The organism is Gemmatimonadales bacterium (assembly GCA_035502185.1).
In the GTDB taxonomy this organism is placed as follows: Bacteria; Gemmatimonadota; Gemmatimonadetes; order Gemmatimonadales; family JACORV01; genus Fen-1245.
In genome coordinates this window covers 43,435-64,760 of sequence record DATJUT010000101.1, presented here as the reverse complement: position 1 = coordinate 64,760, position 21,326 = coordinate 43,435, and the positions used below count along the sequence as shown (strand labels likewise).

The 21,326-nt window shown below is 72.6% G+C and carries 19 protein-coding genes; 9 read left to right on the top strand and 10 right to left on the bottom strand.

Annotation, left to right across the window (positions count from 1 at the left end; all coding sequences use genetic code 11):
* Complete coding sequence (locus VMF70_13340) at positions 1–1,593, bottom strand: AMP-binding protein (GenBank protein HTT69003.1); 1,593 nt, start codon at positions 1,591–1,593, stop codon at positions 1–3.
* A gap of 278 nt (positions 1,594–1,871) precedes the next feature.
* On the opposite strand from VMF70_13340, the gene VMF70_13335 reads away from it, so the two are divergent.
* The 4 genes from VMF70_13335 to VMF70_13320 all read left to right on the top strand — a co-directional run bounded on the left by VMF70_13335 (position 1,872) and on the right by VMF70_13320 (position 7,091).
* Entirely contained in the window at positions 1,872–3,107 is a 1,236-nt protein-coding gene (locus tag VMF70_13335; GenBank protein HTT69002.1) for a HAMP domain-containing sensor histidine kinase, read from the top strand.
* Positions 3,104–4,480: a sigma-54 dependent transcriptional regulator gene (locus tag VMF70_13330; GenBank protein ID HTT69001.1), complete on the top strand. Its 1,377-nt coding sequence runs from the start codon at positions 3,104–3,106 to the stop codon at positions 4,478–4,480. The genes VMF70_13335 and VMF70_13330 overlap by 4 nt, the downstream gene beginning before the upstream one ends.
* A 162-nt stretch (positions 4,481–4,642) precedes the next feature.
* Positions 4,643–6,418 (top strand): hypothetical protein, encoded by a 1,776-nt coding sequence (locus VMF70_13325; protein ID HTT69000.1) that lies wholly within the window; start codon positions 4,643–4,645, stop codon positions 6,416–6,418.
* Positions 6,419–6,422: 4 nt separating this feature from the next.
* Entirely contained in the window at positions 6,423–7,091 is a 669-nt protein-coding gene (locus VMF70_13320) for a hypothetical protein (protein ID HTT68999.1), read from the top strand.
* On the opposite strand, the gene VMF70_13315 is transcribed toward VMF70_13320, so the two are convergent.
* The 3 genes from VMF70_13315 to VMF70_13305 form a co-directional block, all read right to left on the bottom strand.
* Entirely contained in the window at positions 7,088–7,492 is a 405-nt protein-coding gene (locus tag VMF70_13315) for a CYCXC family (seleno)protein (protein ID HTT68998.1), read from the bottom strand. The two genes, VMF70_13320 and VMF70_13315, sit on opposite strands and share 4 nt — an antisense overlap.
* 19 nt (positions 7,493–7,511) lie before the next feature.
* Entirely contained in the window at positions 7,512–7,919 is a 408-nt protein-coding gene (panD, locus tag VMF70_13310) for an aspartate 1-decarboxylase (GenBank protein HTT68997.1), read from the bottom strand.
* A gap of 65 nt (positions 7,920–7,984) precedes the next feature.
* Positions 7,985–8,842 (bottom strand): serine/threonine-protein kinase, encoded by an 858-nt coding sequence (locus VMF70_13305; protein HTT68996.1) that lies wholly within the window; start codon positions 8,840–8,842, stop codon positions 7,985–7,987.
* A 99-nt stretch (positions 8,843–8,941) separates the two neighbouring features.
* Between VMF70_13305 and VMF70_13300 the strand changes: the two genes are divergently transcribed.
* Positions 8,942–9,619, top strand: a complete 678-nt coding sequence (locus VMF70_13300; GenBank protein HTT68995.1) for a type 1 glutamine amidotransferase — start codon at positions 8,942–8,944, stop codon at positions 9,617–9,619.
* A gap of 1 nt (position 9,620) precedes the next feature.
* Here VMF70_13300 and VMF70_13295 read toward each other — a convergent pair whose 3' ends face one another.
* Positions 9,621–10,142 (bottom strand): hypothetical protein, encoded by a 522-nt coding sequence (locus tag VMF70_13295; protein ID HTT68994.1) that lies wholly within the window; start codon positions 10,140–10,142, stop codon positions 9,621–9,623.
* A 496-nt stretch (positions 10,143–10,638) separates the two neighbouring features.
* On the opposite strand from VMF70_13295, the gene VMF70_13290 reads away from it, so the two are divergent.
* The 4 genes from VMF70_13290 (at position 10,639) to VMF70_13275 (ending at position 16,774) form a co-directional block, all read left to right on the top strand.
* Positions 10,639–12,138: a cytochrome c3 family protein gene (locus tag VMF70_13290; GenBank protein HTT68993.1), complete on the top strand. Its 1,500-nt coding sequence runs from the start codon at positions 10,639–10,641 to the stop codon at positions 12,136–12,138.
* A gap of 135 nt (positions 12,139–12,273) precedes the next feature.
* Positions 12,274–13,932 (top strand): hypothetical protein, encoded by a 1,659-nt coding sequence (locus VMF70_13285; protein ID HTT68992.1) that lies wholly within the window; start codon positions 12,274–12,276, stop codon positions 13,930–13,932.
* A gap of 2 nt (positions 13,933–13,934) precedes the next feature.
* A complete protein-coding gene (locus tag VMF70_13280) occupies positions 13,935–15,335 on the top strand; it encodes a hypothetical protein (GenBank protein ID HTT68991.1) in 1,401 nt (466 codons plus the stop codon).
* On the top strand, positions 15,332–16,774 hold the full coding sequence (locus VMF70_13275; protein ID HTT68990.1) for a hypothetical protein: 1,443 nt from the start codon (positions 15,332–15,334) through the stop codon (positions 16,772–16,774). Before VMF70_13280 ends, VMF70_13275 begins: the two co-directional genes overlap by 4 nt.
* 165 nt (positions 16,775–16,939) lie before the next feature.
* On the opposite strand, the gene VMF70_13270 is transcribed toward VMF70_13275, so the two are convergent.
* The 5 genes from VMF70_13270 to VMF70_13250 are packed head-to-tail and all read right to left on the bottom strand — an operon-like array spanning position 16,940 to position 21,020.
* Positions 16,940–18,196 carry a cytochrome bc complex cytochrome b subunit gene (locus VMF70_13270; protein ID HTT68989.1) on the bottom strand — a complete coding sequence of 419 codons (1,257 nt, stop codon included), beginning with the start codon at positions 18,194–18,196 and terminating at the stop codon, positions 16,940–16,942.
* A 15-nt stretch (positions 18,197–18,211) separates the two neighbouring features.
* A complete protein-coding gene (locus VMF70_13265; protein HTT68988.1) occupies positions 18,212–18,784 on the bottom strand; it encodes a Rieske 2Fe-2S domain-containing protein in 573 nt (190 codons plus the stop codon).
* 48 nt (positions 18,785–18,832) lie between these two features.
* Positions 18,833–19,834, bottom strand: coding sequence for a DOMON domain-containing protein (locus tag VMF70_13260; protein HTT68987.1), 1,002 nt, complete (start codon positions 19,832–19,834; stop codon positions 18,833–18,835).
* Positions 19,831–20,655 (bottom strand): multiheme c-type cytochrome, encoded by an 825-nt coding sequence (locus VMF70_13255; protein HTT68986.1) that lies wholly within the window; start codon positions 20,653–20,655, stop codon positions 19,831–19,833. The genes VMF70_13260 and VMF70_13255 overlap by 4 nt, the downstream gene beginning before the upstream one ends.
* A 32-nt stretch (positions 20,656–20,687) precedes the next feature.
* Positions 20,688–21,020, bottom strand: a complete 333-nt coding sequence (locus VMF70_13250) for a cytochrome c (protein ID HTT68985.1) — start codon at positions 21,018–21,020, stop codon at positions 20,688–20,690.
* Between the last annotated feature and the right edge of the window lie 306 nt (positions 21,021–21,326).

The following is a 21,326-nucleotide window of genomic DNA, read 5'->3' as shown; positions in this document are numbered from 1 at the left end:
TCAGGAGGCTGTGTGTTCGAGTGCCACCACCTGGGCCAGCTCCCGACGCTTCACCTTCCCGCTCGCCGTCAGCGGGAGCACGTCGAAGAACCGCACCAGGTCGGGCACCTTGTAGTCGGCCATCTGCCGCCGGGCGAACTCGGTGATGTCCTCGCCCCGCAGGATGGCGCCCTCGGTCGGTACGACACAGGCGCACACCGCCTCGCCGAGGACCTCGTGGGGAATGCCCACCACGCAGACCTCCGCGACGCCCGGATGCGCCCGCAACACGTCTTCCACTTCGCGCGGGTAGATGTTGTAGCCACCGCGGATGATCATCTCCTTGCGGCGGCCGACGATCCGCACGTACCCGTCCGCTTCCAGCATCGCCAGGTCGCCGGTGAGGAAGAACCCCTCCGGCGTGAACGACCGTCGCGTCTCGCCCGGCATCCGGTGGTAGCCCGTCATCACGTTCGGGCCCCGCACGGCGAGCTCTCCCACCGCCTCCTCGCCGTGCAGCTCCCCGGTGCCCACGTCCACGATCTTGAGCTCGACCCCGGGCAGCGCCCGCCCCACAGTCTCGGCCCGATGCACCGGGGCATCGCCCGGCCGCGTGATCGTCACCGTCGGCCCGGTCTCGGTCAGGCCGTAAGCGACCTCCACGTCGCAGGTGCGCCGGACCGCCGCCAGCAGGTCGGGAGGCACCGGGCTCCCCGCCACGATGCCGGTCCTCAGCAGCGGCAGGGCGGAGCGCGCGAAGCCGCGCTCCCGCACCAGGAGGTGGAACATCGTGGGCACGCCGTGACACACAGTCACCCGCTCCCGCGCCATCAGCGCGACCGCCGCGGCCGGGTCGAACCGCTCGTCGAGCACCAGGCCCGCACCCGCCGCGACGGCCCCGGCGGCGACGCTGGTGCCGAAGATCGTGAAGAACGGCACCGCCGCCAGCACCACGTCCTCGCCCGTGAGTGCGAGCACCTCGTTCACCGCGGCCGCCGTGCCGACCACGTTCCGGTGCGTCAGGCGTACCCCCTTGGGCTTCCCCATGGTGCCCGACGTGTAGAGGATGGCGAACAGCCCGTCCGCGTCCCGCGCCCCCGACGGCGCGGCGAGCCGCCCGCCCCTCGACACGAGGTCCCGATAGGGGAACACCCGGTCGTCGTACCAGTAGTCGCCGCTGCCGACGGCCACGAGGTACTGCACGTCGGGGAGGTCGCCGACCAGCTCGTCGAACAGCTCGACGAAGTCCCGGTCGCCGTAGCTCTCGGCGGTCACCACCACCGACGCCTCGGCATGGCGCAGCTGGTAGGTGAGCTCGTGGTGTCCGAGGCCGGGATTGACGGGAACCAGGACGGCGCCCAGCCGTGCTGCGGCCACCGCCGTCGCCAGCCACTCCGGCCGGTTGGGCAGGCAGACCGCGATGGTGTCACCGGCCTCGATGCCGAGGTCCGCCAACGCCGCGGCGAGGGATTCCGCCTCCCGGCCGAGCTGCGCGTAGCTGTAGCGCCGCTCCCCGGCTACCGCCAGCAGCCGCTCGGGAGCGCGCGCCGCGGCGGCATCGAATACGTCCGCGAGATGTGCCGAACCCAGAAGCGTGCCCCCAATCAAGCCCAACTTTCAATGATACCCATGCCACGACGCGCGGGCCAGTTTCTGTTCCCGGAGAGAGACGTAAGTGGTGAGAGCGAGTACAGTTGCGAGACGCCGGGTTGCGGGTGGTTACGAGTCCTGAGTGAACGGACTGCAGGCCAGTGGGCAGTACCTGACAACTGGTCTCGCCCCTCCCAGCTGCCCACTCACGACCACTCGCAACTCGGCGTCTCGCAACTGTTCTGCCCACCGTCATTTACTCCACTCTTGAGACTGACGGTGCGCAGCCCCACCTTTGGCGCGTGGCCCTCGCCTTCCGTCGCAGCCTCTTCGCGTGGCTCGTCGCGGTCGCGGCGATCCCCGCCGGGGTCGGCGTGGCCGTCTCGCTGCTGGCGCCGCGGATCGCGGCGCCGGTCGGCGGCGTCGCCGCCTGGGACCGCGCCGCGAGCACCTGGCTCGAGGCCCAGCGCGCGCTGGCCCGCCAGCCGCTCACGCCTGCCGCCCGCGCCGCTCTGCGCCACCATGCCGACGACCTGAGCAACTCGCTGACCCTCGCGCGGCGGAGCCAGACCGTTCGGGACACGTTCGCGCGCGCGCTCGCCGGCTTCGCCGCCGCCCTCGCCGCCCTGGTGGCGCTCGGCACCGTCCGTCTCGCCGGCCACCTGTCGCGGCAGCTGTCCCGCCCCATCGACGAGCTGATCGCCTGGACGGGACGCCTGACGCGCGGCGAGCCGCTCCCGGTCGCCCCCCCGGCCAAGGGCGCTCCCGAATTCGACGTGCTGCGCAATGCCTTCCGCGCGATGGCGACGGACCTCGCCGCCGCCCGGGCGCGCGAGGTGGAGGCGGCCCAGCTCCGGGCCTTCCGCGACCTGGCGCGCCAGGTGGCCCACGAGCTGAAGAACCCGCTGACGCCGCTCCGCTTCGCCACCTCGCGCCTCGCCCAGGACGCGCGACCGGACCAGCGGGAGCTGCTCGAGATCGTGGAGGGCGAGAGCGAGCGCATCGAGCAGATGGCGCGCGACTTCGCCACGCTGGGCCGGCTCCCGGAGGGCCCGCCGGCGCCCGTGGACCTCGTCGAGCTGGTGGAGACCCTGGTGAAGGGGACCGTGCCCCCCGAGATCGCCGTCCGGGTGGAGAGCGCGCCGGACCTGCCACTGGTGAGCGCCCACTACGAGCCGCTGCGCCGCGCGCTGCACAACCTCGTCCTCAACGCCTGCGACGCCTGCCGCGATGCCGCGCCCGCCGGGCCCGGGAAGGCGCCGCCGCGAGGCGGCGAGATCACGGTCGCGCTGCGCGCGGCGCCCAACGGTGCGGCCCCGGCCGTCGAGATCGCCGTGCGCGACAACGGCGTCGGGATCCCCGCGGAGCGGCTGGAACGGATCTTCGAGCCCTACTTCACCACCAAGGCGAAGGGCACCGGCCTGGGGCTCGCGCTGGTGCGGCAGACGATCCACGATCACGGCGGCTCGATCGGCGTCACGAGCGAGCCCGGCCGCGGCACCACGTTCACCGTCACGCTGCCGGTGGCGCGCGCGTGACCCGGCACCCCGTGGTGCTCGTGGTGGACGACGAGGCGAACCTCCGGCGGATGCTGTGCGCGGTCCTCGCCTCGGACGGCTACCGCACCGCCGAGGCCGCCTCGGGCACGGATGCGGTCGCCGCCGCGCAGCGCCGGCGCCCCGACGCCGTGTTCCTCGACCTTTCCATGCCCGGCGGCCCCGACGGCCTGGAGACGCTCGAGCGCCTCGGCGCCGAGGTGCCGGGCGTCCCCGTGATCATGATGAGCGGACGCGCGGGGCTCGCCGACGCCGTGCGCGCCACCAAGCTCGGCGCCTACCACTTCCTGGAGAAGCCGCTCGCCCCCGAGGCGGTGCTGCTGACGCTCCACTCGGCCCTCGAGCTGGCCCGCGCCCGCGCCGAAGCCATGGCGCTGCGCGAGGCCCTCGGCCCGACGGCCACGCTGGTGGGCTCGAGTCCGCAGATGACCGAGCTCCGCTCGCTCATCGCCCGCGTCGCCCCCACCGAGGCCCGGGTGCTGGTCTCCGGCGAATCGGGCACCGGCAAGGAGCTGGTGGCCGGCGCCATCCACGCGGCGAGCGCCCGCGCCGACGCGCCGTTCGTCCGCGTGAACTGCGCCGCCATCCCGCGCGAGCTGGTGGAATCGGAGATGTTCGGCCACGAGCGCGGCTCGTTCACCGGGGCGACCGAGCGGCGCCTCGGCCGCTTCGAGCAGGCGGACGGCGGCACCCTGTTCCTCGACGAGGTGGGCGACCTCTCGCCCGAGGCGCAGGCCAAGCTGCTCCGCGCGCTCGAGGGCGGAGAGGTCGAGCGGGTCGGCGGCGACCGGCCGATCCCGGTCGACGTGCGGGTGGTGTCGGCCACCAACAAGGACCTGGAGCGCGCCACCCGGGACGGCCCCTTCCGCGAGGACCTGCTGTACCGGCTCAACGTCTTTCCGATCGTCATCGCCCCGCTGCGCGAGCGGCCCGGCGACATCCCCGAGCTGGTGGCGCACTTCGCCGGCCTGGTGACCCGGCGCATCGGCCGGCCCGCCGTCACCGTGACCGCCGACGCGATGGACCGGCTGGTGCGGCATCCGTGGCCGGGCAACGTGCGCGAGCTGGCCAACATCGTCGAGCGGTTGATCATCCTCTCCTCGCGCAGCACGATCGGCGAGGCCGACGTCGCAGCCGCGCTGCCCGCCGGCGACGGCCGGGAGGAGCCGCTCCCGCATCCGGCCGCCATGACGCTGCCCCTGAGCGACGAGCTCGACCGGTTCGAGCGCGTCCTCATCACGCGGGCGCTCTCGGCCGCGGGCGGCAGCGTGGCCGAGGCCGCGCGCACCCTCTCGACCGACCGGGCCAACCTCTATAGAAGGATGAAGCGGCTCGGCATCGAGCCATCGTCCTGACGTGTCGGAACGACACGGGCCGGTGGACCGCGAGGAGACAGCCGCACGAGCGGGCAGCCGGTTGCGGGACGCCAAGTGGTGGGATTCATTTGACTTGAGGTGGGCCGGACTGCGGCATGGGCCGTGCCTTGATGCGGCGCGGCACTCCTGCAGGAGCGTGGCATGAGCAAGGCGGCACTGGCAGCACTGCTGGCCCTCGTGGCGGCGGCACCGGCGCGTGGCCAGGACAGCACCATCAGGATCCGGCCGGCGCAGCCCGGGGCGGCCGCGCGACTCTCGCCGCGGGAGCTGCCGCGCGACGTCGCCGAGGAAGTCATCGGGCTGTTCAACGCCGACAGCACGATCCGCCTCACCGGCTCGACGCGCATCCCCGCGGCGCGGGGCATCGACGGCGACCTCGCGGTCCTCGGCGGACCGGTGGTGGTCGGCGGCCGCATCAGCGGCGCGCTGGTGGTGGTGAACGGCGACGTGATCTTCGAGCCGGGCGCCACGGTCGGCGGCACGGTGCTGGTGGTCGGCGGCGTCGTCCAGGGCGCGGACCAGGCGAGCATCCAGGGCGAGGTCCGCTGGTACCGCGACCCCCTGCGCTACCACCGGCAGGGCGACCAACTGGTGTACGCGCCGGAGCGGGCGTTCCAGCCGCCGCGCTGGATCCAGCAGTACGACTGGGGCCAGGACCAGGCCAACAACACCGGGATCCTCCTGGCGCTCGCGGGGACGTACAACCGCATCGAGGGGTTGCCCATCCTGTTCGGCCCGCGCGCCGACCTGCGGGTCGCCGACCGCGTGCGGTTCCAGGCCGACGCGACAGCGATCGTCCGCACCAGCGACATTTCCCTCGACGGCGACGACATCGGGTACAACGCGCGGGCGGAGTTCGTGCTGGGCGGCGCGGCCCGCAACCTGGGCCTGGGCGTACGGGGCTTCGACGCGGTCGCGCCGGTCGAGGCCTGGCCGCTCAAGGACTTCGAGGTCGGCTGGGCGTCCTTCCTGTTCCACCGCGACTACCGCGACTACTACCGGCGCCACGGCGGGAGCCTGTACGCGACGCTGCGGCTCTCGCCACAGCTGTCGGTCACGGCCGAAGGGCGCGACGAGCGCGAGTCGTCGCTCGAGGCGCGGACGCCCTGGACGCTGTTCCGGAGCGACGAGCCCTGGCGCGTCAATCCCGCCGTCACCGACGGCAAGTACCGCTCGCTGATCACGTCGTTCCGCCTCGACACCCGCAACGACGCGGGCTCGCCGAGCGCCGGCTGGTTCGTCACCGGCGAGTACGAGCTGAGCCACGGCGGCGACGTCACCGGGAGCCTGGGCCCGCGGGCCTGCATCACCGTCCCGTGCGTCGATCCGGCCCTCGCCGACGGCAACCTGGGCTTCGAGCGGATGGCGTTCGACGCGCGCCGCTACCTGCGCCTCTCGCCGACCGGCCGGCTCGACCTGCGCCTGGCCGGGGGCGGCTGGCTGGGCGGCGAGCCGTTGCCGCTCCAGCGGCGTCTGTCGCTGGGCTACCCCGATCCGCTGCCGGGCTACGGCTGGCGCCAGTTCTCGTGCGGCGGCACCGGCGTACTGGGCGACCCGGCGCTGTGCGACCGGGCGATCGTGGCCCAGGCGGAGTTCCGGACCCACCTCGGCTTCGACTTCGGGCCGAAGTGGGCGAGCGACTGGGGCGACGCCCGCGACGAGCACTACGAGCCCTTCCACGTCAGCGGACCCGACCTCGTGGTGTTCGCCGACGCGGGCCGGGCGTGGTCGGTCGCCCGCGACGGGAACGTGGGGCCGGACCAGATTCCCGCCGACAAGCTGCCTTCGCTGAGCTCGCTCCGGACCGACATCGGCCTCGGGCTGGACTTCGGCCCGCTCGGCTTCTACCTGGCCAAGCCGCTCGACCAAGCCAACCGCGCGGTGACCTTCACCGTGCGGATGGGCCGGCGCTTCTAGGAGGGTGAACCGGGCCGCGGGGCTCCTGCTCGCGCTGATCGTGAGCGCCGGCACCGCGGTCCGCGCCCAGGAAGTCCGCGAGCGCGCCCCCCCCGTCCCGCCGCACCTCACCATCACGCTGTCGCGCGACTCGGAGGCGCAACTGCTGCCCCCGGTCGTCCGCGCCGAGCGCCTCCTCGAAGACGGCGTCTTCGATGGGGCCCTGCGGAACGGGTTCTCGGTCCGGTTCCACTTCCGTCTGGAGCTGTGGAGACAGGCGCCGCTGCTCGACCACCTGCAGGGCGAAGTCGAGTGGGACGCGGTCGTCCGCCTCGATCCGCTGTCCGGGGAGTTCGACCTGATCCGCACCGGCGGCGACGTGGCGCATTTCACGGCCATGGATGTGGTGAGCCGGGCCATGGCGAAGGCGTTCACCGTCGAGATGGTGCCCCCGGCCGCGGGGCCCCAGACCCGCTACTACTACCTCGCGACCCTCGACATCACGTCGCTGTCGCAATCGGATCTCGACGAGGTCGAGCGGTGGCTGCGGGGCGACGTCGGGCCGGCCATCTCCAGCCGCGGCGGGCTGGGGGGCGCGCTGGCCGTCGGGGCGCGCCGCCTCCTGATCCGCCTGTCGGGGCTGCCGCACCGCCGCCTGGAGGCGCGGACCCCGACCTTCACCGCGGGCCGCTAGGTCTTGTAGCGCGCGTCGATCGCGCGCCGGATCTCCTCCAGCGACGCGCCGGCCGCGTGCATCTGAACCGCGATCGCCGCCTCGCCCAGGCAGATGTCGCACGACGCCGCGTGCTCGGACTCGTAGCACGTCAGCAGCGAGACGTGGCCCATGTCTTCCTTGCAGTGGCAGTAGCAGTACAGGCCGTCGAACAGCTCGGGCATCGCCCGCGCCGCCTCGTAGGCCCGCACCAGGCGCTCGTCCTCGCCGAACGTCGAGGCCGGCAGCACCCTCGCGCCGGTGATGCCCGGGCGCGGCGTCGGATGATGCCCTCCGCCCGCGCCCCGGGTCGCCACCAGGATCGCCGCCGTCGCGACGACCGCGACGCCGGCCACGAGCCACGGCAGCTTGCTGTTCGCCATCCGACCTCCCACTCCGCCCTCAGGCGTCCAGTGCGTCCGACCGCTCCGCCAGCTCGGAGCCGCGCTCGGGCCGCAGCGTCTCCAGCACCGTGTTGTCGGGCTTCAGCAGCACGATGGTCGGCCGATGCGCCCGCGCCTCCTCGGGCGTCATCTGCGCGTACGCGATGATGATCACGGGGTCGCCCACGTGCACCAGGCGGGCGGCCGCGCCGTTCAGGCACACGGTCCCGGAACGGCGGCCTCCCTCGACCACGTACGTCTCGAACCGCGCGCCGTTCGCCACGTCCACCACCTGTACCCGCTCGAACGGCACGATGCCGGCCGCCTCCATAAGCGCCACGTCGATCGTGATGCTGCCGACGTAGTGGAGGTTGGCTTCGGTCACGGTGGCGCGGTGCAGCTTCGCCTTGCAGAGCGTCAGCAGCAACTCGGTCCTCGCGGGCGGGAACGCCCGCAAGCTAACGACCCGGACCTGCCGCGTGGAAGCGCCGCTCAGGCGGGCGGCTGGCCGGCGCACTCGCGCAGCGCGGCCGCCATCTCGGCCGCCGTCTGCCACCGGTCCCCGGGGTTCTTCGCCAGCGCCCGGGTGACGAGCTTCGCGAGCTTGGGCGGGGTGTCGGCGCGGCGCTTGCGGGCGTCGGGGATCGCACTGCGCATGTGCATCCCGAGCACCAGACGGTCGTCGGAGTGCTCGAAGGGGGGCGCGCCGGTCAGGCACTCGTAGATCACGCACCCCACCGAATACAGGTCGCTGCGATGATCGATCGTCTGCTGCCCCGCGACCTGCTCGGGACTCATGTACGCCGACGTGCCGACCGTGAACCCGGAGCGGGTGAGCCGGGCGCTGCCCACGGCCGACGCGGCCACCGCCTTGGCGATCCCGAAGTCCATCAGCACCGCGCCGGCCGGCGACAGCTTGATGTTCTCGGGCTTGACGTCGCGGTGCACCACGCCGAGGCCGTGCGCGTACGCGAGCGCCTCGAGCACGTCCGAGGTGCCGCGGAGCGTGTCCTCGATCGGGGCCCGCCGCACCCGCTCGAGGTACTGCCGGAGGGTCGGGCCCTCGACGTAGGACATGACGAAGTACACCAGCCAATCCCGCTCGCCGTAGTCCAGGAGCCGGCAGATGCGCGGGTGCTCGATGCGCGAGAGCAGGCTGATCTCCCGGAGGAAGCGCTCGGCCGTCAGCGAGACCGCCAGCTCGGGGTGCAGGACCTTCAGGGCGACCGGCGTGCCGGACCGATCGCGCGCCAGGAAGATGCGCGCGGCGCCGCCGCGGGCGATCTCGCGCTCCACCGCGTAACGATCGCCCAGCGCGCTTTGCACCACGGGCAGCAGGTCGCGAGGCACGGGCACTCCCGGACTTCCCGACGCTAACCTTGCGGGGGCCGAGCCGGGCCGCAAGGTGGGCGGCTTGACATTCCCCCGGCGCGGCCGAGCTTGCCTGGCGTGAGCCCGGCGCGCCGCTTCACCGTCATCCAGCACGTGGCCGCCGAGGGCCCGGGTCTCATCGCGGCCGTGGCCCCCGTGCACGACGTGTCGCTGGACGTCCGGCGGCTCGACCTCGGAGAGCGCCTGCCGTCGGCGCGGGACCTGGACGGCGTCGTGGTGCTCGGCGGTCCCATGGGCGTCTACCAGGACCAGGCCCACCCGCACCTGGCCGACGAGCAGCGCCTGCTCGCCGAAGCCTGCGCACGGGGCCTGCCCGTCCTCGGCGTGTGTCTCGGCGCGCAGCTCGTCGCGGCCGCGCTCGGCGCGCGGGTGTACCCGGGCGCGGCGCCCGAGATCGGCGTCGGGGAGGTCCGGCTCACCCCGGAGGGCAAGCGCGACCCGGTGCTCGGGCCGTCGGGGCCCGCGTTCCAGGCCTTCCACTGGCACGGCGACACCTTCGACCTGCCGCCGGACGCCGCGCACCTCGCCACCAGCGCCGCCTATCCCCACCAGGCGTTCCGCGTCGGCACCCGGACCTACGCGCTGCAGTTCCACGTCGAGCTCGACGCCGGTCTGGCGCGCGACTGGGCGGCGGCGCGCCCGCGCGCGTTCGCGATCGACGAGAAACGGCGCGCGGCCGTCGAACGGACCGGCCGCGGCATCCTCCACCGCTTCTTCAGCGAGGTGCTGCGCTAGGCTAGTGGCCCGCCGAGTCGTGATGGGCCATGCCGTGCCGCATCGGCGCCTTCGCCATCGCGTCCACCTGGCTCCGCTGCGCGTCGGTCAGCAGCGCCCGCGCCTGCGCCGCCGCGCGCAGCATCGCCCACATCGCGTCCCCCATGAGGCGGTGCGCGGCGTCGAAGTGCGCCTTGACCGCGGCCGTGTCGGGGGCCGCCGTGTGCATCACCTGCTCCATCTCCCCGAGGTGCATCCGCGCCTGGCCCGCCGCGGCGTCGTGCGCCGCCTTCGCCGAGTCGCCCAGGCTGGTGAGCAGCGTCACCTCGTCGGCCGTCAGGTGCAGCGCGGTCTTCTGCTTCAACAGGTGCTCGGGCGCGTACGCCATCACGCGCATCACCGGCGCCATCATCGAGTCCATGCCTCGCATCATGTCATCGCGCATCATCCCGCCCGACGCCATGGGGTGGGGAGCCGGATGCTGCTGCGCCGCCAGCGGTGTCGCTGCCGCGGCAAGGAAGATCAGCCACGCCGTCGCTCTCATCGGTTTGCTCCGTCGGAGGAAGTGAGGTCGGAACCGCAGCGCGGGCCAGCTCGGCCCGGCAGGGTCGGGGAGCCGGGCTTCTGCGGCTGACGAGGTTCCAGCTCGGTGGCCGTCCTTCCAGTCCTGCCCGGCCGTACCACCAGCCTCGGAGCCTGCTCCCGCGCAGCTTCTACCCCGGCCCCCTGCCTTTCATCCGCGCCCAGTCGGCATTGACCGCTCGGGCCCGGGCGGACACGCATCGGTACCCCAGCCAACCCTTGTCGCAATCTGTCCACCGCGAGTTTGTGAATTCGGACACAAGAGATTCGCTTACCTGGTTTCAACTGAAGAACTGCATCATAACACGTTCTATTTCAATTGGTTACGGTGCTCCACCACCTGGCATGGCCGATGCCCATACGTCCGTACGACTACCTAGCTCCCGGCACAGCACATACGGGCGCTGGACTCTTGGGGCTGAGCAGCGAACACGTCTGGGAAGCGCGAGGAACCGCCTATGAGACACGCGATCCGCGTCGGACATCTGGTGCTGGGTACGGCGTTCGCCCTTGCGGCAGCCGGGTGCGTGAAGGACAACACCACCTCGCCGTCCGGGGTCAACGCCAAGGATGCCGCCTTCGTCGGGTACAGCAACCCGGACACGAAGCAGACGACGTGCGGCAACTGCCACGTCCTGAAGCAGGCGAGCTGGATCCAGACCGGGCACGCCAACGCCTGGAAGGACCTGCAGGCGAGCGGGCACGCGAACAGCAGCTGCAACAAGTGCCATACCACCAGCGGCGCGACGAACCTCGGTGCCGACACGGCGGGCTTCCCGAGCGCCTCGGCGACCGCGCAGAAGTACTACCAGGACGTGCAGTGCGAGGCCTGTCACGGGCCGGGGCAGCTGCACGTCGCCACCCCGGACGAGACCCAGCCGATTCCCTCGTTCGTTTCGTACGACTCGACCAGGGGCGTCGGTTGCGGTGAGTGCCACAGCGGCCCGCCGCACAACCCGTTCTACGAGGACTGGTCGCGCGGCGCGCACGGGATCATCGAGGCGCCGGCCATTTCGAACACCAGCGGGACCTGCATCCAGTGTCACGAGGGCAAGACCGTGATGCAGCGGTTCGGTGGCAGTGACGTGTACCTCGAGGCGGGGAGCACGACGGCCTACCCGATCGGCTGCACCAGCTGCCACAATCCGCACGGCAGCGCCAACACGCACGAACTGCGGGCGTCCATCACGACCGCGGACACGATGAACCTGTGCATCCAGTGCCACCACCGGCGCTCGGTGCCCGACCTGACGTCGGCCAGCGGCCCGCATTCGCCGCAGGGTCCGACGTTCCTGGGCACGGCCGGGTGGCGGCCGGCCGGCTTCGTGTGGGACTCGACCAGCGTCACGACGCACTCGAATTCCACCGCGAATCCCCAGCTGTGCGCGACCTGCCATCTGGCGACGCTCGACGTGAACGACTCCAAGGGCCAGCTGGCCTGGCACTACACGGGCCACAGCTTCTACGCGATCCCGTGCGTGGACACCGCCGGCATCGACTCCACCAACTCGTGCGACGTCTCCGTGCGCAGCTTCGCCGCGTGCGCGACCAGCGGATGCCACTCGTCCGAGGCCGCGGCGCGCACGGTGTTCCAGGCGACGTCGACCGAGCTGCAGTATCTGGCCGGGATCATCTGGACGGACGTCAACGGCAACGGCAAGATCGACTCGGTCGACACCGGGCTGCTGACCAAGGTGCCGGCCACGGAGTTCAAGACCCGGAGCGCCACGGTCAACAACACCCTGCCGTACACGGTGGCGGAGGGCGGGCGGTTCAACGTGCAGCTGATCACCGCCGACCGCTCGCACGGCGCCCACAACGCGCCGTACCTGCGGGCGCTCCTGATCGCCACCATCCAGGCGGTGCAGGCGCAGTACGCGCTGACCGCGCCGCCGGCCGCCCAAGCCCGGATCGCCGCCGAGGCGGCCCGGCTCGGCGTGAGGATCGCCCAGCGCTGAACCGGGGCGCCGGAGGACAGGGACCGGCGCCGGATTGCACGGCGTTCGATGCCCAGCGAAGCTTAGCGGGTCGGTCCAGCACCAGGGGCCGGCCCGCTTGCCGTGCGGGAACTTCGGGAGAGTGCCCGGGCAGGGATGACGCGATACTACGAGTGGGTCCTGAAGGCGTGGCGGCGGCTGACGCCGGCGTGGCGGATCGGTCTTGCGGCCGGCGTCACGCTGGTGGTGGCCGGAACGTCGGTTGCCGGCTACCGCCAGTGGCACTACATGCAGCACGACAACCGGTTCTGCACGTCGTGCCACCTGATGGTCGATCCGTTCCAGCGCTTCAGCCGGAGCGCTCATGCGAAGCTCGAGTGTCACAATTGCCACGAGGGCAGGATTCCGGAGCAGCTGCATCAGCTGTGGCTGACCGCCGTCGCAAACCCGACCAGCATCGGCCGCCACGCGCGCGTGCCCAACGAGGTCTGCGCCAGGTGCCACGTCACCGGCGACTCCACCAAGTGGAAGATCATCGCCGCCACGGCCGGGCACCGCATCCACCTCGAGTCGAAGGACCCGAGGCTCAAGGGCATGCGATGCGTGGAGTGCCACGGGGTCTCCCTGCACGAGTTCGCCTCGGTGGACCAGACCTGCGGCCGGTCGGGCTGCCACGACCACAACGCGATCCACCTGGGGAAGATGGGGGAGCTGAGCGAGCTGCACTGCACCACGTGCCACAACTTCCTCGCGGAGGCGCGCACCTTCGCGGTGGACTCGCTCGGCAAGCCGCTGACGCCCGCGGCGGCCCAGTGCCTGTCGTGCCACGCGATGCAGCAGCGGTTGCAGCGGATGGACGTCGGGCGCGACCCGCACAACGGCGTCTGCGGCGACTGCCACAACCCGCACACCCAGACCAAGCCGCAGGACGTGAGCTGCACCAGCGCCGGCTGCCATGCCGGCTGGCAGCGGGTCAGCTTCCACGTGGGCGTGCCGCACCCCGACCGCTGCACGACCTGCCATCAGCCGCACAGCTGGCGGGTGGAGGGAGAGAACTGCACGAGGTGCCACGCGAACATCCCCCGTGAGGCACCGACCCGCGGGCGACGGGTGAGCTGGGCGCCCCGCAGCAGGCTGGACGTGCCCACCGCGGTCGCGGACTTCGCCTCGACCGGGACGGTGTGGGAGCCGGAGGCGCAGCTCCGGGGAGCGCAGCAACCCGCGGTGAGTGCGGGCCCCGTGCCGCGCTTTTCGCACGGCGACCACCGCGGGCAGGCGTGTTCGAGCTGTCATTCGAGCCGCGTGCGCCACGGGGAGCTGCTGGTCCACTCGGCCGCGGACTGCCAGCGGTGCCATCACAGCGGCCCGGAGCGCGTGCAGTGCGCGACGTGCCACGACGTGGCGGCGCTGGGCCGGGCGGTGCTGCAGCCGCTGCGGACCTTCGAGATCGCGGCCAAGCGCGGGACGGTGACCCGGCGGCTGCCGTTCGAGCACCAGCGCCACGGCGGCATCGCCTGCGTGCAGTGTCATACCGATCCGGTCTCCCGCGCCCCGGATGGCGCCGATTGCGCGTCGTGCCACGTCGCCCACCACCGGCCCGCGGCGAACTGCGTGGCGTGCCACGCCGGCGCCAACGCCCTCGCCGACCACAAGGCCGCCGACCACCCCAACTGCGCGAGCGCCGCCTGTCACGGCGCCCGTGCGGCCAACCTGCCGGCCACCCGCGAGATGTGCCTGGCGTGCCACACGTCGCAGGCACGTCACGTCCCGGGACAGGCGTGCGAACAATGCCACAAGGTCACGGCCCGGAGCTGACGATGCGCTACCCGCTCCTACGGATCGCCCCCGTCCTGCTCGCGCTCGCCGCGGCCCGCGCCCCCGCGCTCCGCGGCCAGGACATCCGCGTACACGGCACGACCACGACCCAGTACGTGCAACTGCGGCCGATCGCGTTCGATTCGGCGGCCAACAACGATACGGGCGCCTTCGTGTCGCTGCCGGCCACCTACGCGGCGCCGTTCACCCAGGACCTCGAGGTCTCGGCGTGGGGTCTGGGCATCGAGGGCCTGCGGGCGTACGCGCTCGTGCGGGGCCGCGCCGCTCTCGGCTCCGGCCTGATCTGGCCCGAGTCCGACGAGCACTTCCAGACCATGTACGCCTACCTCGAGCTGGAGCGGCCGCACTACCTGTTGCGCGGCGGCCGGCAGCAGCGCGCGTCCGGGCTCGGGTGGTACGCCTTCGACGGCCTGACGGCCAGCTGGAGGCCCCTCGCGGCGCTGCGGATCGAGGGCTACGGAGGTCGCGGCCTGGCGCGCGCGTCGCTCGACGCGCCCAACAGCTCGGCCATCACCTCGCTCGACCCGCTGCAGCAAGATCACGGCACCATCCTGCTCGGTGCGTCGCTGTGGGCGGCGCCCTCGCCGCGCTCGAGCTTCTCGGCCATCTACCAGCGCGAGCTGCTGTCCGACCGCAGCGGGCTGGTGTCCGAGCGCGCAGCGTTCGACGGCCGCCTGGGGGTGGGCTCCCGGGTGGTGCTGGCGGGATCGGCCGACGCCGACGTGGCGCGGCAGCAATGGGGCAAGGCGCGCATCAGCGCGACGGTGCTGCTCGGGAACGGCAACTCGGTCCAGCTCGAGGCGTTCCAGTACCGGCCGACGCTGGATCTCTCGACCATCTGGGGCGTGTTCTCGCCCGAGTCGCACTACGGCGTGTCGGCGACCGTCAACGTGGCGGCCGCGCGCGACGTGTCGCTGTCCGGCGCCTTCACCTACCGGCGCTGGCAGCCGCTGAGCAGCGGCTCGCCGTTCCTGGTGGACGTCGGCAACGACCAGAAGGAGGCCACGGCCGGCGTGCACGTGCGGCGGGGCGCCTACACGATCGACGGGGACTACCACCTCGAGCTGGGCTTCGGCGGCGACCAGAGCGGAGGGGACCTCCGGGCCGCCTGGTCTCCCGGCGGCGGATGGCACGCCGGCGTCCAGACCACCGCGTTCCAGCAGACCGACATGTTCCGGGTCGCCGGGGGCACCGTCTACGGGCTCGGCGCGGACTTCGGGACGGCACTGGACCGTCGCGTCGGGCTCAAGGTGGACCTGATGCGCTACTTCCAGCGGCGTCAGACGGGCTCAACCGGGCTCGACTGGAACCAGACCCGCGCCTCGGTCACCTTCGACTGGACCATCGGGGCCGACGCCGATCGCGTCGGGAGCTACCAGTGATCGCGCGCGCCGCCTCCGCCCTGCTCGCGTTGTCGGCGCTGCTGGCCGGCGCGTGGGCTCCCCGCAGCGTCCGGCCGCGGCCCGCGGCCGCCGCCCGCTTCGCCACCGACACGTTCCCGCACGCCCGCCACGCCCGGCTGTTCACCACCTGCGCCGCGTGCCACGCGGGCATCGCGACCGGCGACACCGCCGACGTCTGGCCGTCGCCGCAGCTGTGCGCCGGCTGCCACAACGGCGACCTCGCACGCCCGGTGAGCTGGACGCCGCCCCAGCGACGGGCCACCAACCTGACGTTCGACCACGTCCCCCACGTCGCGATGTTCGAGGCGATGGACAGCGGGGGCGCCAACTGCCAGAAGTGCCACGCCAGCGCCGACTCCCTGCCGTACATGGAGGTCGGCCGCGCGAACCCGGCGCGGTGCGTTTCCTGCCACGGCCAGGGCGCGCCGAGCCACCTCGCCCAGGAGTCGTGCCAGCCGTGCCACGCCACGCTGCACGACGCCGCGGCGCTGAGCGTCGAGACGATCCGCGCCTTTCCCAAGCCGCCGTCGCACGACTCGAGCTGGATCCTGCACCACCAGACCGCGGCGGCGGGCCCGACCTGCGCGGTGTGCCACGCGCAGCAGTTCTGCGCCGCCTGCCACGTCAATGCGCGTGCGGTGCAGGCGATCCGCGACCTCCCGGCCGACGACCGGGAGGCCGAGCTGGTGCGGACGCTCACGTTCGCCTACCCGCGGCCGCCGTCGCACGAAGCCAGCGACTGGACGCGACGCCACGGCGTCGTCGCGCGCGCCGGCGTCGTCGAATGCGCCAACTGCCACGCCCAGGAGTCGTGCATCGGCTGCCACCGCGTGCAGGAGCGCGTGCCGGCGATCGCCGCCCTGCCCCGCCGCGCGGCGGGCGGCGCCTTCGGCGTCAACCTGGCCGGTCTCAAGCCGGCCGACCACCTGCCCGACCAGCTGCTGCACCACCGGGAGATGGCCGCGGGCGGAACGGCCAGCTGCGCGACCTGCCACCGGCCGTCGTACTGCACGACCTGCCATGCCGCGGCGAAGGCGCCCGCGTTCCACGGCCCGAACTTCGTGCTGCGGCACGCGACCCAGGCCTATGCGGCGGAGGCCGAGTGTGCGGCCTGCCACCAGACCCAGGTGTTCTGCCACGACTGCCACCAGGCGCTCGGGCGCTCCAGCGCCACCACGCCCGTCAGCGCGGGCTATCACGACAAGCAGCCGGGGTGGCTGTTCGGGCACGGCGGCGTCGCGCGCCGCGCGATCGAGACCTGCGCCAGCTGCCACGCGCAGGACTTCTGCCTCCGCTGCCACTCGGCCACGAGCGGCCAGCACATCGACCCGCACGGCGCCGGCTTCAACCCGTCGGTCGCGAGCAAGAACCGGGCGATGTGCCTGATCTGCCATACGACCGGGATACCGGCCCAGTAGACGGAGGCGCAGGGTGCGGGGCAGTTGCCAGACGGCAAGTTGCCAGTGGTTGCCAGACGCAAGTCATGAGGGGCCAGCCCAGTTGTCAGTACTGGCATCTGGGCTGACCCCTTCTGACTTGCCGCTTGGAACCACTGGCAACTTGCCGTCTGGCAACTGCCCTGCTTACCGCACCCCTGCTCCCTGCATTGCCTTTTCCGCCCGCCGCCGCGCCAGGGCGCTCGCGCCGACCGCCGTCGCGACGGGCGCCGCCACGGTGATGCCCCACAGCACCGGCACCCCGAGGCCCAGCTCCGTCCCGAAACCGGCGAGCGAGAGCGCCAGCAACAACACCACCACCGCCAGCCCCAGCGCGAGGCGGCGCGGGCCCGCCGTCGGCGCCTCGGCGTAGTAGAGCGACGACGGCGTGCGGTCGATCCACGGCACGAGGACGACGATCAGGCCGATGATCCCGGGCACCAGCATGGCGCCGATCGCCTCCGGCCCGATCGTCGCCCCCAGGATGCGGAAGCTCAGCGTGCCAGGGATCAGCCGCAGCGCACCGTAGATCCACAGCAGGTACCAGTCCGGCTTGACGTCGGGCGTCGCCGGCTGCGGCGGCCCGAAGAACGCGGAGGGGTGCACGGGCAGGAACGCCGCCAGCGCCGCCGCGACGGCGACGATCACGAGGAACAGCACGCCCATCAGCGCGGTCTGCTCGGGCCACAGCGGAATGCCCCGGATCCACTTCCCCTCGACGGGATCGGGGCGGCCGGCGGCGCCGAGCTCGGTGTGCTTCTGCTTCAGCACGATGAGGAGGTGCAGCCCCACCAGCGCGCTCAGGGCGAGCGGCGCCAGCACCACATGGTAGGCGAAGAACCGCGGCACCGTCTCCGGCGACGGGAACCGGCCGGCGAACACGTAGTCGGCCAGCGTCGGCCCGATCCACGGCACCGACCGCGCAATGCCGTATCCGATCGCCGTCGCCGTGACCGAGAACTGGTCGTACGGCAGCAGGTAGCCGGCGAACGACGCCGCGACGGTCATGCCGAGCAGCCCCAGCCCCAGCACCCAGTTCGCCTCGCGGGGCCGCTTGTACGCGGCGGTGAAGTAGACGCGCACGAGGTGCAGCAGCATGGCGGCGATCATCAGGTGCGCCGCCCAGTGGTGGATCCGCCGCATCAGGGCGGAGAACGGCTGGGCGTCGATGGCCAGCGTGCTCGCGTACGCGGCCGGGAGCCGGCCCCCGTCGGCCGCCACCAGCGCCGCCGACGGCTCGTAGAACAGAGCCAGGTACAAGCCGGTGCCGACCAGCACCACGAAGCAGAACAGCGCAATCTCGCCGAGGAAGAAGGTGGAGTGGACCGGGAACGGCTTGCCCAGGTACTTCGCCTTGAACCGCTCGAGCGCGAGGCGCTCCTCGAACCAGCGGGGGATGGTCACGGGGCGCGCCGCTCCCTAGGCCTTCACGCCGACGGGCGCGACGAACGGACCGGCCACCAGCACCTCGCCCTTGTCGTTCAGCCTGATCGGGAGCTGGGGCAGCGGGCGCGGCGGCGGCCCGCCGAGGACGATGCCTCCGCGCTGCGGATCGAACATCGCGCCGTGGCACGGGCAGTGGATGTGCGGGAACGGCGCCTGGTCCATCGGTTCCTCGGAGAACCGCACCGTGCAGCCGAGGTGCGTGCAGATCGCGCTGTACGCGACGACCCCGTGCGCGGCGCCGGCGAGGTCCAGCGGCGGCTTGAGCGCCGCGGGGTCCAGCTTGCACACCAGCACCAGATTCTCGTGGTTGTCGGACTTCCCGTCGGGGTACGCGAGCACGGCCTCGTTCTGGCTGAAGCTCCCGTCCGTGATGGCCTGGCCCGCGTTCTGCCCGAGCGCGAACACCAGACGGTCCCCGGCCTCGATGCCCTTGGTCGCCGCCGAGTGCGAGCGCCCGCGCAGCGTCAGGACGCCCGGAATCACCGAGGCGACCGCCGCCACGATGGCGGCCACCAGCGACCGCTCGGCAAAGCGCCTACGATCCACGCGCCTCCCCCTCCGCGCCCGGCGACGCTGCCCCGCGCCGGCGCGCCCTCACCACGGGATCCCGTCGTCGCGCTCCGCGCGCCTCGTCTCCCAGTGCACGAACGCCCGGCTGTACAGCACCACGATCCCGGCCAGGGCGAGCATGCCGACCGCCAGTGACGCGCCGAGGAACCACACCGGCCACGCCACCACGACGCCCACGGCGAAGGACCCAAGGGCCGCCAGCTCCACCAGCAACAGCACCACCATCAGCGTGACCGCCACCGCCGTCCGCTCGTCCGCCCCGCCACCGGACGGATGGGCCCGTCCCTCCGCATACGTCGACGCCACCCCGTGCAGCCCGATGATGAGCAGGATCGCCATCCACGCCGCGAGCGTGATCTGGACGTCGGTGAGGTGGTCCGGCAGCGGCGCGCCGGCCCCCGCAACCGCGGGCGGCCCGTTGAACAGGTCGAGCAGCGCGACCGCCTTGTGGCCCTCGACGTGATACGCCATCGGGTCCGGCGACTCGGAGGAGGCCACGATGACCTTCATCTGGCCCGCGACGATCGGGCGGTCGGTGCTGTCGCGTGCCGCCAGCGGCCGCTCGAACTCGATCGTCGTTCCCGAAGCGGTCTTGAGACCGGCGCCGCCCAGGATGTCGTCCCGACCGCCCAGCGTGACGTCCGCGACGTGGCTCGTAGGCGTGTTCGCGAAGTGATCCTCCAGGTGCGCGCCGTGCGCGTCCACGAAGCCGATCACGATGTCCGCGCCGTACATCAGCGGCCCTTCGCCCCCGAATCCGACCGCCACCCAGCCGGTGTCGGGGGACGTCACCGCGCCGATCAGGCGGTCGCCGACGATGCTCCACTGGAAGACCAGCTTGCTGGCGTCGTCGGACCACCGGAATCGGTACTCCCCGGGGGCGGCCCGGCCGTCGAGGCGGTGCGCCGCGCCACGCCCCGCGACCGACAGCAGCCGCTGCGGCAGGTGCAGCGTGAAGGCCAGCAACACGGCCAGCGTCAGACCGCCGGCCAGTGCCAGCCTGGGAACCCGGTCCGGCTCCTTCACCGCTCGCCGCCGGCGCGGCCCTGCCGGGCCTCGAGCGGTGCCGCGTGGCCGAGAGCGACCCAGGCCGCCACCAGGTTCTCGCGGGCGTCGCCAAGCCGCGCCGAGGCCGAGTCGAGCCGGAAGCTGTGCCAGATCTCAGCCGCCGCCGTCAGATGGCGCTCCGCTTCATCGAGCATGATGCGCGCCCGGCTCGCCCCCCGCGCCGCGCGCTGCGCCGCCGCCTGCGCCGCCACGACGTCGAACAGGACGTTCTCGACCCGCGCCAGGGCGAGCACCTGTGCCGCCTCCCGCGCCTTGTCCGGCGGCGCCAGGCCGCCCGCCATGTGGCAGGCCGAGCAGGTCCCGAGCAGGCGCTCCGGCGTGAGCACCGAGGTGGCCATGGCACCGTGGCAGGTCACGCAGTTCGGGCCACGCCCGTCGGCACGGAGCCGCGCGTAGTGGAGGCTGGTGCGGAAGTAGCCGACCTCGGAGGCGTGGCAGCGGCCGCAGGTGTCGGGGACGCGCACGAAGTACAGCCGACTCTCCGGGTCGGTGGACACGACCACCCCGCGGTGCGCCGCCAGCCGGTCGCGCGCCGTCGGATCCCCACCGTGGCACGCCTCGCATCCCACCCCGGCCGCCGCGTGCGGCGACTGCCGCCACGCCGCGAACCCGTGCCCGGCACCCGTGGCGTCGCTCAGACCGCCGTGACACGCGACGCACTGATTCGCCGCACGGCGATCGGTGGGACCGCCCGCACCGCTCGGCTGCTGGGCGAACCCCACCCCCACGCCGGCGGAAACGCACAGCGCCAGCGCGAACGCCAGGCGTTCCACGGTCATGGTCCCTCCGCCACCGGCCGCGGGCGCGGCCGCTAGTGCTTGGCGAGCGTGCGAAGGTAGGCCAGCACCGCCGTGATCTGCTCCGGCGTCAGCCGGCTCTTGTACGCCGCCATCATCCGGCCCTTGCCGTTCATGATGACGCCTCGCAGCGTGCTGTCAGGCACCGATGCCATCGCCGCGGCGGCGAAGTCCGGCAACCCCGCCATGGCGCGCGCCATCGCGGCGCTCGGCGTGCCCTGCGGCCCGTGGCACGATGCGCACATCTTCGCGTACGTCCCCGCGCCGTCGGCGGGCTGCTGCGCCGCCAGCGACCCGGCGGCCGCCAACCCCACTACCGCGGATAGAACCAGGATCCTGCCCACCATGAGCACCTCCGGCTGCAGCGGTTCACGTCCGGCCTGCCCATCCCGGCGCCGATGCGTGGCGTGGTCATGGCCAGGCAGTGAAATGGCGTCGGGACGACGCCAAGCCAAAGTAGCACCTGAACGATCGTTCGAGAAGGGCACCTTCCATGCCGCTCGGCGAAGCGCCCATTCCCTTCCATCCCCTGGACGCCCCCTGGACGCGGAAGTGCCTCGTCAGCTCCAGCCGAGTGAGGACGATTCCCGAGCGCTGGTGGCTGAGTCCTGAGCGCGACAGCTGCCCCGGGCGCGAGTCTCAAACGGGAGCTT